7 protein-coding genes are annotated in these 12798 nt (G+C 58.2%); 1 reads left to right on the top strand and 6 read right to left on the bottom strand.

The genetic code is table 11. The annotated features are described in order from the left end of the window. Positions 1-7 precede the first annotated feature (7 nt). Positions 8-997, top strand: coding sequence for a lysophospholipid acyltransferase family protein (locus CIK92_RS10335; protein WP_371594192.1), 990 nt, complete (start codon positions 8-10; stop codon positions 995-997). A gap of 252 nt (positions 998-1249) precedes the next feature. On the opposite strand, the gene CIK92_RS10330 is transcribed toward CIK92_RS10335, so the two are convergent. The 6 genes from CIK92_RS10330 to CIK92_RS10305 form a co-directional block, all read right to left on the bottom strand. After that, entirely contained in the window at positions 1250-2086 is an 837-nt protein-coding gene (locus CIK92_RS10330; RefSeq protein WP_094386769.1) for a Bro-N domain-containing protein, read from the bottom strand. A 119-nt stretch (positions 2087-2205) separates the two neighbouring features. Continuing rightward, the gene (locus CIK92_RS10325) at positions 2206-4905 is read right to left on the bottom strand and encodes an alpha-L-rhamnosidase (protein WP_094389011.1); all 2700 of its coding nucleotides are present in this window, start codon (positions 4903-4905) and stop codon (positions 2206-2208) included. Next, on the bottom strand, positions 4902-7409 hold the full coding sequence (locus CIK92_RS10320) for a glutaminase domain-containing protein (RefSeq protein ID WP_094389010.1): 2508 nt from the start codon (positions 7407-7409) through the stop codon (positions 4902-4904). Before CIK92_RS10320 ends, CIK92_RS10325 begins: the two co-directional genes overlap by 4 nt. A gap of 94 nt (positions 7410-7503) precedes the next feature. Further along, entirely contained in the window at positions 7504-7956 is a 453-nt protein-coding gene (locus CIK92_RS10315; RefSeq protein WP_144289399.1) for a glycoside hydrolase family 92 protein, read from the bottom strand. Beyond that, positions 7953-10460 carry a glutaminase domain-containing protein gene (locus CIK92_RS10310; protein WP_094389008.1) on the bottom strand — a complete coding sequence of 836 codons (2508 nt, stop codon included), beginning with the start codon at positions 10458-10460 and terminating at the stop codon, positions 7953-7955. The genes CIK92_RS10315 and CIK92_RS10310 overlap by 4 nt, the downstream gene beginning before the upstream one ends. 94 nt (positions 10461-10554) lie before the next feature. Continuing rightward, positions 10555-12789 carry a GH92 family glycosyl hydrolase gene (locus CIK92_RS10305; RefSeq protein WP_254046062.1) on the bottom strand — a complete coding sequence of 745 codons (2235 nt, stop codon included), beginning with the start codon at positions 12787-12789 and terminating at the stop codon, positions 10555-10557. Positions 12790-12798: the final 9 nt, after the last annotated feature.

Genomic DNA, 12798 nt, shown 5'->3' with positions numbered 1-12798 from the left:
TACCACTATGATGCGTATCTTATACAAGTTCATCTTCAGTCTGCTCTACCTGCTCTCGCTGCTCCCGCTACGGGTGCTCTACATCGTGTCAGATTTCTTCTATCTGCTCGTCTACCACGTTGTGGGCTACCGCAAGCGACTCGTGCGCCGCCATCTGGCAGAGTCGTTCCCCGAGAAGTCCGAGACACAGCGCCGCGCCATAGAACGGGGCTTCTACTCATGGTTCTGCGACTATCTGGTCGAGACCATCAAGCTCCTCTCCGTCAACCGCCGATGGATGATGCGCCACATGCGCTTCACCGGAACAGACAAGGTCAACGAGGCCATCGAGCGCGGACAGTCCGTGGGCATCTATCTCGGACATTTCTGCAACTGGGAGTGGATTACCTCACTACCCTTGTGGGTGACACAGGCAGCACAGTGCACACAGATATACCATGTACTGGAGAATAAGGAGTTCGACCGCCTCTTCCTCCATCTGCGCTCGCGCTTCGGGTCTGAGAGCATACCTATGGCAGAGACCCTGAGACGCATCGCGCGCTACCGTGCCGAGCACCAGCCTATCATCATGGGATATATATCCGACCAGATACCCTTCTGGAACAACATCCACCACTGGCTCGACTTCCTCCACCACGATACGCCTGTGCTCACGGGCACCGAGAAGATAATGCGAGGCACCCGGCAGGCAGTCTTCTACATCGACGTGCGCCGCATACGACGCGGATACTACGAGGCCCACTTCGTGCCTATCACCGACCATCCCGAGCAGACCACCGAGTGGCAGCTCACCGACCGCTACTTCCAGCTGCTTGAGGCGTCGATACGCCGGCAGCCCGAGTGCTATCTCTGGACCCACAACCGCTGGAAGCGCAGCCACGAGGAATACAATCTGAGGCTCGACCCCACCACAGGCATCGTCAACCTTACCGACTCGGTCGAAGAGCTGAGACGCAAGCGCAACGCTGCAGCAGCGCAAGACAACAACCCACTATAAACCCAAACATATATAAAACCCCTTTTACACCAGTAGGATAAAAATATACTATTTATAGAGGAAATCGGTCATTAGAGGTTGATTATTTGTGGTCATAACCTAACGCTTTTTACACTCAATCAATAACATTCTCCAAGTTTTGATTAGAGTGGGGCTTACTTTTTGAAGAAACAAGCCCGAAATCCCATTTTCAGAGGACTCCGGGCGAGGTATTTGTGCTCTTTAGAGTTTTAGCGGACAGCAAAAATATTCTTATTCATCGTTATCTTCTATATTTGGCAGATAATCACTGGCTTTAGCCTGTGTTATCACTCCGTGTCCCAGCTTTGACTCCAACTGCGTGCGTGCCGCTTTCGCCACGCTGCCACCATCCTTAGCAACTTGCTTCTGCTGATGGAATCCATTAGGGTTGCGCTGTTTGGACAACTCCGTGGCAGATGCCTCGGCAAGCATATTGAGAGCTATCTCCATGTTGGTCATATTGTCGCGCAGGCTTTCCTTCTTCAAGCCTTTGAAACTCTTGTACTGTTTGGTCGTCATTCCGCTCCACTCTTGGGTAATGATGTCGGTAAGAGAAGCATATTGCAGGCCTTGCTGTACACCAGTGCGTGCCCATTCATCGGTGAGTTCTTTTCTGATTTCTATAGACTTAATACGCTGGTTTATCCAAGCATCGGAATATCCCAAACGTTTGTAGTCAACAATGGCTTGGTCTATGCTCTTTTCAGGATCCTGCATCTGTTCCAAACGAGTGCTTGCCACCTGTGCCATCCATACCTTGAAAGGCTCTGCCTTCGGTGAAGGAATCGACTGGATAATGCGGAAGAGTTGCTCAGTGTCGGCAACGTCAGTCATGCGCAATTTGCCGTCTGAGGCACGAAGTTTTAACCCGTGACAATTTGTCACGGTTTCATTACCTTCTTTTTTGAGCCTCTGCTTCAGCTTTCTCCAATAAGCATTGGCATCTTTGCTGTCAGTCAGCACACCGCATACATCCACAATGGAGAAATACCATTTTTCCTCCTTATCGTCCCATACAGTGCGCACCTTCTTTTCTTCAAATAGTTGAAGAGATTCCTTCTTCGTCATATTATTCTATTTCATTATCATATTGTCAATCAATGTTATCTTCTCTAAGCAAGCCCTAATGACCGATTTTGGGGTAATTGTGGTTATTGAGCTTGTGCCCCCTTTGACGGTCTATCGCCCTACCTGATGGCGGTGCTTACCTCATAGGTGCCCGAACCATAGTGGCGCGTGTCGTAGGTGCCTCCACGCTGGGGGATGCACACTTCGGCAGTAGTATTGGCAGGGATGGTAAACTGCCAGTGCAGCATATTGCCGTCTCTACGCCAGCGGCTCTCTATGAGACCATAGGGCGAGCGGTGGGTGGCATTGACATGGCTCAGACCCTCTGGGATGCGGGGCTGCAGACGTATGTGGCTGTAGCCGCGGCTGTCGTTGGTCTGACCAATGCCCGCCAGATACTGGTAGTACCAGATGACGAGGTCGCCCAGGAGCATGATATGGTTGCCCGAGTTCATGCGTGGGTTGGCGGTGTCGCCGTTCCACAGTTCCCAGATGGTGGTGGCTCCGTGGTCGGTCATGAATCCCCAACTGGGATAGGTGCGGTTGGTGGCGAGGGTGTAGGCTATGTCGCCACGCCCGTAGTCGGTGAGTCCGCGCATGATCTCCTGCGTGCCCAGCACACCGGTAGAGATATGGGGAGTGCCGGCGGCGGTCATCTTGGCTACCACCTGGCCAAACACTCTATCGGCCTCGCCCTCGGGCACCAGCCCCCAGCGCAGCGCCAGGATGTTGGCGGTCACCGTGTTGTTGTCATACCAGCCCTTGTCGGCATGGTAGAAGCGGCGGTTGAACGCCTCGCGCGTCTCCCTACCCATCTCCTGCCACAGCGCCACATCAGCGGTCTTGCCCGCTATCCCGGCAAAGCGCTCCATGAGCCGGCACAGCCGGTAGTAGGCTGCCGTGGCGAGCACGGGTCCGCGGGTGATGCGTGTAGAGTCCTTGGAGTGTATGAGTTCGGGGCTTTCGGGCGGCAGACACCAGTCTCCGTAGACATCGCGGGTGATGATGCCGTGGTCATCGTAACGGTTTTTGAGGTGCAGCATGAACTTCTTCATCGGCTCATAGGCCTCGCGGAGGGGCTGCGAGTCACCATACTGCTCGTCGAGCATCGCTGCCACGGTGTACCACGCCATGGGCCAGGTCACATTGTCACTGTATACGCTCCAGTAGCGCGGTGCGATGTCGCTCACCACACTGTCGGCACGCTGCGTAAGCGTGATGTCGCGCACCCATTTGGCGTAGAGCTGGTGGGCGTCGTAGATATAACTGGCGCCATAAGCCCCTGTGGCGTGGTCGCCGAGCCATCCCAACCGCTCGTCACGCTGCGGACAGTCGGTGGGTATGCCGCGGTAGTTGCCGCGTATGCCCCAGACGGCGCAGTGGTACACGGCGTTGATGGTGGGGTCAGAGGTGTCGAAGGTGCCGGTAGTGGCCATGCGGTCGTAGACCACCCGCCCCTGGATGTCGGCAAGCGAGGGCTGTCGCTTGAAGCCGCTCAGCTCGACAAACCTGAAGCCGTGGAGGGTAAACCTCGGCTCCCAGGTAGCAGCCTTGTGGGCGCTCACGTAGGTGTCGGTGACGAGCGCCGTGCGCAGATTGAGCATGAAGAGCGAGTCGCTGTCCTTCATGCGCTCGGCAAAGCGCAGCCGCAGCGTGTCGCCCTCGTCGCCGCGCAGTCTGATGCGCAGCCATCCCACCATGTTCTGCCCCATGTCCATGATATATCGGCCGTCGGCAGTACGGTAGATGGAGCGTGGCGCCACGCTGTCCATCACCTCGATGTTGGGGTTGATCTGTGCGCGCACCACGGGCGCCGGAGTCTTGACGCGCTCGGCTTGCCGCCAGCGGCTGTCGTCATATCCGGCGAGGCTCCAGCCCGGCATCTCGCGGGTGGCGTCGTAGCGCTCGCCGTCAAACTCGTTGTTGGTCTGTATGGGGCCGTCGGCCATCATGCGCCACGAGGTGTCGGTGGCGATCACCGTCTGGCGGCCGTCGGTGGTGGTCACTACGAGCTGGGCCAGGAGCCGTGGCAGTCCAAATCCGCGCATGCCGGGGTTGCGCATGGCCATGAAGCGGCCGTTGCCCAGCACCACGCCTATGGCGTTGGCTCCGCGCCTGACCTCGCGGGTCACATCAAAGGTATTGTACATCACCTCGCGGTCGTAGTTGGTGGGTCCGGGGGCAAGCACCTGCGTGCCTATGCGGTGTCCGTTGATGTAGGCTTCGTAGAGTCCCAGTCCGCTGATGTAGAGCACGGCGCTCCTTACACGCCCCGCGATGCTGAAGTCGCGGCGCAGATAGCGGGCGTTGATGCGGGTGCGTCGGTCCTTGGGCGCCTCGACATCAGAGTCGAAGCTGCCACCTATCCACAGGGCACGCCACTCGGTGCGGTCCATCAGGCCAGTGAGCCAGTTGCCCACGCGGCTCACGGCGCTGCCGGCTGTGGTCTGGCTCTCTATCTGGTAGTAGTAGCGGGTGCCGCTGGCGAGCGGCTGTCCTGCATAGTCGATGTAGAGCTGGCGGTCAGAGTTCTGGCATCCGGAGTCCCAGATGTCGGCTTTGCCCTTGCGCAGCAGCTGTGGCGACGATGCCACGCGTATGCGGTAAGCCGTCTGCTTGACGTTGGGCACAGAGGCATCAAGCTGCCAGCTGAAGCGTGGTCGGGGGCAGTCTATGCCCTCGGCGTGGTCGAGCCCCTCGACGCGGGTGGCTGTCACCGCCACAGCGGGCTTGCCCTTGGCGGGGGCAGCAACGGCATTGGTGGCTCCGGACATCGCCGTAGCCACCAATAGGGTCAATGATAGGAATGTGTATTTCATTTCTTCTTGTTGTTGTCCATCAACACTTTCATCCAGTAGCCACCGATAACCGAGCGGGCCTTAAATCCCTGCTGGCGTCCCGTCTTGGTGTTGTGCCAGTCACTGATGGGCACGCGTGTGGGCGTCTCGTTGACATAGGTGTAGACAGGCTCCATGAGTGCCTCGAAGGTCTTGGCGTTGGGGGCCATACCCGCGAGCCACATGATCCAGTCGCTCTTGGTGTAGTCCTTACGACAGTCGAGCGGCAAGCCATACTTGTTCTGCTTGGTGAGATAATACTTGAACTCGCGGTCCATCACCTTGTCCGAGAAGATATGGGTGCCCCACATCTTGTCCCACACGATGTTGTACTTCTGGCTCCAGGTGCCTTCGCGGTCGTAGGCGAGCCGGTAGTGGTCGCCCTCGCGCGCCATCTGCTCCCACTGCTTGCCCATCTCGCGGGCCTTGGCCATGTAGCGCTTGGCCACGTCGGCATTGCCACGTATCTCTGCCATCTTGGCATAACCGGCCACACCCATGATGGCCTTGAGCGCCAGATTGGCGTTGTGTGCCCAGTGTCCGGCGAAGTCGTCGGTGCAGAGCTGGTTGGCGGGGTCGAGTCCGTGTTCTACCAGATAGTCGGCCCAGGTGGTGATGATGTCCCAGTAGCGGTCGGCGTAGGCTGTGTTGCCCTCGATGCGCGAGATTTCGGCGGCGAGGGTGAGCATATTGCCAGCCTCCTCGAGCGGCATGTCGGCTCCGTATACCTGGCCGTTGGCTATGGGATAGGTGCCCAGGTCGTGGGCGGCAAAGGGCTTGTCCCACCGGCCGCTGCGGCTATACTCGAAGATGCTGGTCATCATGGCCTTGACCAGTTCGGGATTGTATATCAGGAAGAGGGGGGCTGAGGGATAGGTGAGGTCGACGGTGTTGACACAGCCGTTGGACGCGTTCTCCTTGGAGAAGAAGAGCAGGTTGCCGTCGTTGTCTTCAAAGAGCTTGTGGGCTGCCATGACATGGCGGTAGGAGGCAGAGAGCAGCTCGGCGTAGTGCACGTTGCCTGCGGCGAGGGCGTCGTCGTAGATGCGCTTGTCGAGCAGGCGGCTGCGCTCCATGATATTCTGATAGTCTCTATGATAACGGTCGAAGGCGTCAAAGATAGTGGTGCGGCCGTCACGTGCCCAGTAGCCCTTGTAACGGTGGAACATGTACTCGATGTCGAAAATCTCGTCGTAGCCTATCATCATGTAGCTCTCGGCAGTGGTCACCTGGCCCAGATTGCGCATATAGGCGAGGGTGGGCACATCGTAGCTCTTGCGGCTTATCATCTCGGTCTGGGTCGCGAGCAGGGCACCTTTGCGTATGAAGGCGGTCATCATGGCGGTGCTCTCGCCCAGGCTCACGGTACCATTGACGGCGGGCATGTAGAAGTAGCCCCAGTCGATGCACACTCCGTCGCCCTTGGTGGCAAGGATGGCTTGGTTTATGGTGCCTGTCTTGACATAGTTCACGCCATTGTGGGTCTCAAAGGTAGACCGCGTGGGCTGGGGCTTCTTGAACTTGGCCACCATGGGGTCGGCGCCCATGAAGAACTGCACATCGTGGGTCTTGCCGTCGGTGGCTGCCACGCGGTAGGAGATGTATCCCACTGGGGTGGAAAGCAGCTCGAGGTCGTCGTAGAGCATGGGCGAGGTGAAGACCACGTCGAGCTTGACGGGGCCGCACTCGAAGGTGTAGTAGGTGCTGGTGGCGAGCACGCTGACAGAGGTCTGGCGCGCCTGGCGTATCTCCTTGAGCACAGGGGCAGCGTCGCAGTAGAGGCCGAAGTCGGCCAGTGCGCCCTTGGTGCCATTGTGTCCGTGCATGGCAATGAGGTTTTCGCCCTCGTGCAGCAGCCGCTTCATGTCGGCAGTGAGCGCGATGCGGGCGCCGTCTCTATAGCCCTTCTCGCTGCGCACCTGGGTGCCGTTGATGAAGAGGATGCCATCGTCGTCGTGCGACCAGATGACATAGAGGTCGCGGGCGAGCTGGTCGGCAGTGAGCGTGACGGTGCGGCGTATGTAGATATTGCTGTCGTCGCCGGTCCAGAGCGTGCGCATGGTGAGGTTTTCCTTGGTGCCAAAGGCGGCCTTGCCCTGCTTCCATGCGGTGTCGTCGAAGCCGGGCTTCTGCCATCCGTCGGCAGGAGTGTCGGTGGTGTAGCGGCCCTCCCATTCGGCGTCTTCGGCATTGGGCGCCACCACGTCGAGCAGCTTCTTGCCCGGGGTTCCCATGAAGCGGTATACCTGTCCGTCTACGCGCAACAGGCCCTCAAGGGGCTTCTGTCGGGGCGACCAGTGGGTGATGTTACCGTCGTTGAGGTGGTCGTAGGGCGACCAGAGGGTGAAGTAAGGGTCATGGGTGATGAGCGGAACGGCAGGCAGGCGCAGCGCAGTCTGGCGATAGGGCTCATAGAAGTTGTCGGCCTTGGCGTAAACCAAGAATGTGGCGAGAAGCGCCACCAATAGCATTGATTTCTGTTTCATGATAATGGTATAGAGATAACGTGTAGTAATGATAAAGTCTGTAGAAATCGCCCTGATGCAGGTGCCGGTTTCTACAAACTTTGTGATAAGTTTCTTATTTGAGGTTGAAGACCAGGTGGCGGCCACGGGTCAGCTCGTCATGAGAGATGCGGTAGCGGCTGAGCTTCTTGCCACCGAGCGACATGCTGCTGATAAATTTCTGACCGTCAAGGTCGCGGTTGGCTTCGATAACTATGTCGCCCTGGGGGCGGTCAGACGGCTGACGGCCAGAGTCCCAGAGGTCGGCTTTGCCCTTGCGCAGCAGCTGGGGCGACGATGCCACGCGTATGCGGTAAGCCGTCTGCTTGACGTTGGGCACAGAGGCATCAAGCTGCCAGCTGAAGCGTGGTCGGGGGCAGTCTATGCCCTCGGCGTGGTCGAGCCCCTCGACGCGGGTGGCTGTCACCGCCACAGCGGGCTTACCCTTGGCGGGGGCAGCAACGGCATTGGTGGCTCCGGCCATCGCCGAAACCACCAATAGGGTCAATGATAGGAATGTGTATTTCATTTCTTCTTGTTTTTGTCCATCAACACTTTCATCCAGTAGCCACCGATAACCGAGCGGGCCTTAAATCCCTGCTGGCGGCCGGTCTTGGTGTTGTGCCAGTCACTGATGGGCACGCGTGTGGGCGTCTCGTTGACATAGGTATAGACAGGCTCCATGAGCGCCTCAAAGGTCTTGGCGTTGGGGGCCATACCCGCGAGCCACATGATCCAGTCGCTCTTGGTGTAGTCCTTACGACAGTCGAGCGGCAAGCCATACTTGTTCTGCTTGGTGAGATAATACTTGAACTCGCGGTCCATCACCTTGTCCGAGAAGATATGGGTGCCCCACATCTTGTCCCACACGATGTTGTACTTCTGGCTCCAGGTGTCTTCGCGGTCGTAGGCGAGCCGGTAGTGGTCGCCCTCGCGCGCCATCTGCTCCCACTGCTTGCCCATCTCGCGGGCCTTGTCCATGTAGCGCTTGGCCACATCGGCATTGCCGCGTATCTCTGCCATCTTAGCATAACCAGCCACACCCATGATGGCCTTGAGCGCCAGATTGGCGTTGTGTGCCCAGTGTCCGGCGAAGTCGTCGGTGCAGAGCTGGTTGGCGGGGTCGAGTCCGTGTTCTACCAGATAGTCGGCCCAGGTGGTGATGATGTCCCAGTAGCGGTCGGCGTAGGCTGTGTTGCCCTCGATGCGCGAGATTTCGGCGGCGAGGGTGAGCATATTGCCAGCCTCCTCGAGCGGCATGTCGGCTCCGTATACCTGGCCGTTGGCTATGGGATAGGTGCCCAGGTCGTGGGCGGCAAAGGGCTTGTCCCACCGGCCGCTGCGGCTATACTCGAAGATGCTGGTCATCATGGCCTTGACCAGTTCGGGATTGTATATCAGGAAGAGAGGGGCTGAGGGATAGGTGAGGTCGACGGTGTTGACACAGCCGTTGGACGCGTTCTCCTTGGAGAAGAAGAGCAGGTTGCCGTCGTTGTCTTCAAAGAGCTTGTGGGCTGCCATGACATGGCGGTAGGAGGCAGAGAGCAGCTCGGCGTAGTGCACGTTGCCTGCGGCGAGGGCGTCGTCGTAGATGCGCTTGTCGAGCAGGCGGCTGCGCTCCATGATATTCTGATAGTCTCTATGATAACGGTCGAAGGCGTCAAAGATAGTGGTGCGGCCGTCACGTGCCCAGTAGCCCTTGTAACGGTGGAACATGTACTCGATGTCGAAAATCTCGTCGTAGCCTATCATCATGTAGCTCTCGGCAGTGGTCACCTGGCCCAGATTGCGCATATAGGCGAGGGTGGGCACATCGTAGCTCTTGCGGCTTATCATCTCGGTCTGGGTCGCGAGCAGGGCACCTTTGCGTATGAAGGCGGTCATCATGGCGGTGCTCTCGCCCAGGCTCACGGTACCATTGACGGCGGGCATGTAGAAGTAGCCCCAGTCGATGCACACTCCGTCGCCCTTGGTGGCAAGGATGGCTTGGTTTATGGTGCCTGTCTTGACATAGTTCACGCCATTGTGGGTCTCAAAGGTAGACCGCGTGGGCTGGGGCTTCTTGAACTTGGCCACCATGGGGTCGGCGCCCATGAAGAACTGCACATCGTGGGTCTTGCCGTCGGTGGCTGCCACGCGGTAGGAGATGTATCCCACTGGGGTGGAAAGCAGCTCGAGGTCGTCGTAGAGCATGGGCGAGGTGAAGACCACGTCGAGTTTGACGGGGCCGCACTCGAAGGTGTAGTAGGTGCTGGTGGCGAGCACGCTGACAGAGGTCTGGCGCGCCTGGCGTATCTCCTTGAGCACGGGGGCAGCGTCGCAGTAGAGGCCGAAGTCGGCCAGTGCGCCCTTGGTGCCATTGTGTCCGTGCATGGCAATGAGGTTTTCGCCCTCGTGCAGCAGCCGCTTCATGTCGGCAGTGAGCGCGATGCGGGCGCCGTCTCTATAGCCCTTCTCGCTGCGCACCTGGGTGCCGTTGATGAAGAGGGCGCCATCGTCATCGTGCGACCAGATGACATAGAGGTCGCGGGCGAGCTGGTCGGCAGTGAGCGTGACGGTGCGGCGTATGTAGATATTGCTGCCGTCGCCGGTCCAGAGCGTGCGCATGGTGAGGTTTTCCTTGGTGCCAAAGGCGGCCTTGCCCTGCTTCCATGCGGTGTCGTCGAAGCCGGGCTTCTGCCATCCGTCGGCAGGAGTGTCGGTGGTGTAGCGGCCCTCCCATTCGGCGTCTTCGGCATTGGGCGCCACCACGTCGAGCAGCTTCTTGCCCGGGGCTCCCATGAAGCGGTATACCTGTCCGTCTACGCGCAACAGACCCTCGAGGGGCTTCTGTCGGGGCGACCAGTGGGTGATGTTACCATCGTTGAGGTGGTCGTAGGGCGACCAGAGGGTGAAGTAAGGGTCATTGGTGATGAGCGGAACGGCAGGCAGGCGCAGCGCTGTCTGGCGATAGGGCTCATAGAAGTTGTCGGCCTTGGCGTAAACCAAGAATGTGGCGAGAAGCGCCACCAATAGCATTGATTTCTGTTTCATGATAATGGTATAGAGATAACGTGTAGTAATGATAAAGTCTGTAGAAATCGCCCTGATGCAGGTGCCGGTTTCTACAAACTTTGTGATAAGTTTCTTATTTGAGGTTGAAGACCAGGTGGCGGCCACGGGTCAGCTCGTCGTGAGAGATGCGGTAGCGGCTGAGTTTCTTGCCACCGAGCGACATGCTGCTGATAAATTTCTGACCGTCAAGGTCGCGGTTGGCTTCGATAACTATGTCGCCCTGGGGATAGTAACGCTTGTCGAGATGCAGCGTCACACGGTCGAAAACGGGCGTAGTGAGGGTGTAGTAGGGCTGGCCGGGGCAGTCGGGGTAGAGACCCATCATCGAGAAGATGGCCCACGACGACATGGTGCCGCAGTCTTCGTTGCCGGGAATACCGTCGGGCGTGGCCTTGTAATACTTGTCGAGCAGGCGTGCCACCTCTTTCTGCGTGCGCCACTCTTGGCCTTTGAAGTAGCTGAACAGGTAGGGATAGGCGATATCGGGCTCGTTGGCAGGGTCATAGAGATTCTCGTCAAACACCCGCTGCAGTTTGTTGACAAAAGCCTTCTCGCCACCCATGAGGCGTGCCAGTCCCTTCACATCGTGGGGCACGTAGAAGGTGTAGTTCCAGGCCGAGCCCTCGTGGAATCCGGGAGCGTTGGAGAAGTCGGCGCCGTCCTTGGGGTCAAACGGGGTGAGCCAAGAGCCGTCGGCGTGGCGTGGACGCAGGGTTCCAAACTTCTTGTCGTAATAGTTCTTGTAGCCGAGTGAACGCTTGTAGAACAGGGCGGCATCGTCCTTCTTGCCCAAGGCTGTCGCCAGATTGCTCAAGGCATAGTCGGCGATATAGTATTCGAGGGCGTGCGACACCGAGTTGTCTCCCGAGTTGTCCTGGGCAAAGGCGCCGAGAGGCACGTAGCCTTTGGCGATATAGTCGTCGATGTCGGGACGCATGCGGTTGTCCTTGCCGGGCAGCGTGGCACTGGCGCGGAACGCCTTGTAGGCTGTCTCGATGTCGAAGTCGCGCAAACCTTTGAGCCAGGTATCGGTAATGACCGGTATCGACGGATCGCCTTCCATGGTCCATGTCTCCCGTCCGAACAACTCCCACTTCGGCATCCATCCCCACTCCTTATACATGTCTATCATCGAGCGCACCATGTCGGTCTGTCGCTCGGGATAGAGCAGAGTCTCCAGCTGGTGCAGGTTGCGATACGTATCCCAGAGCGAGAAGACCGTGTAGCGGGTGCGGTCGGTACGTCCTATGCGTCCGTTCTCCATCTCGGGGTATTCGCCGTTGACGTCCTGGAGGATATTGGGATGTATCTGGGTGTGGTAGAGAGCGGTATAGAACACGCGGCGCTGTGCCTCGGTTCCGCCCTCAACGGTAATGGTGTTGAGGGTTTCGGCCCAACGCTTGCGTGCTTCTGCGCGAACCTTGTCAAACTGGAAACCTTGCTGCTCGTGGTCCAGATTTTCGCGGGCGTTGGCAATAGACACGAAGCTGACGCCTATCTGAACCTCAACCTGCTCGCCCTCTTCGGCGTCGTAGCTGAAATAGTAGCCCACCTCATTGCCGGCGAGCTCACGCTTATAGTTACGGTATATCTTGTACTTTCCGTTGTCTGGGTCCCACTGTGCCTCGACGCCGGTCATAGGCGGCTGCTTCTTCCAGAAGCCTGCCTCGCGCGGCGCCTTGTTCACGCGCATCACGAAGTACATGGGGAACACGGCTTGAGGGTTGTAGCAGAATGTTCCCAACAGTCGCATGCCTTCTATCTCGGTATCCGAAACCCGGCGGATGCTTCCTCCCACCTCGTTGGTGAGGCCGTCGCCGACGTTCATGAGCAGATGGGCCTCGCCCTTCTTGAAGGTAAAGCGCTCAATGGAAGAGCGGTCGGTGGCAGTGACCTCACACTTGATGCCATACTTGGTGAGCTCGTTGGAGTAGTAGCCCGGCGTAGCCTGTTCGTTACGGTACTCGGAGCCATAGTTGCGGTAGTCTACATCCAGCTTGCCCTGCGTGGGCATCAGCAGCAGAGAACCCATCTCGGGGCAGCCCACACCGCTCAGGGTGACATGGGCAAAGCCGGTGAAGTACTTGTTCTCATGCACATAGGGCGTAGACCACCAGCGGGCGTCCTTGTCGTAGACATTGAGGTCGGACCCCATCACATTGAACGGAACCACAGACATCAAGCCGTGAGGCCGGATGGCGCCAGGGTTACACACACTGAAATTGGTCGTTCCGATAAACGGATCGACATAATCTACCGGTTGCTTCTGTGCCTGTGTCGAGATCACCGACATGGCAAGCAGCGCCATAGCTAATAT

Source organism: Prevotella sp. P4-67 (assembly GCF_002251325.1).
Classification (GTDB): domain Bacteria; phylum Bacteroidota; class Bacteroidia; order Bacteroidales; family Bacteroidaceae; genus Prevotella.
The sequence above is the reverse complement of the archived record's forward strand: the minus strand, read 5'-3'. Positions and strand labels throughout refer to the sequence as shown.

What these genes read in the sequence shown, in the direction of transcription:
- CIK92_RS10335 (WP_371594192.1), top strand. Translation starts at nt 8, where the DNA reads ATGATGCGTATCTTATACAAGTTCATCTTCAGTCTGCTCTACCTGCTC.
- CIK92_RS10330 (WP_094386769.1), bottom strand. Translation starts at nt 2,086, where the DNA reads ATGACGAAGAAGGAATCTCTTCAACTATTTGAAGAAAAGAAGGTGCGC.
- CIK92_RS10325 (WP_094389011.1), bottom strand. Translation starts at nt 4,905, where the DNA reads ATGAAATACACATTCCTATCATTGACCCTATTGGTGGCTACGGCGATG.
- CIK92_RS10320 (WP_094389010.1), bottom strand. Translation starts at nt 7,409, where the DNA reads ATGAAACAGAAATCAATGCTATTGGTGGCGCTTCTCGCCACATTCTTG.
- CIK92_RS10315 (WP_144289399.1), bottom strand. Translation starts at nt 7,956, where the DNA reads ATGAAATACACATTCCTATCATTGACCCTATTGGTGGTTTCGGCGATG.
- CIK92_RS10310 (WP_094389008.1), bottom strand. Translation starts at nt 10,460, where the DNA reads ATGAAACAGAAATCAATGCTATTGGTGGCGCTTCTCGCCACATTCTTG.
- CIK92_RS10305 (WP_254046062.1), bottom strand. Translation starts at nt 12,789, where the DNA reads ATGGCGCTGCTTGCCATGTCGGTGATCTCGACACAGGCACAGAAGCAA.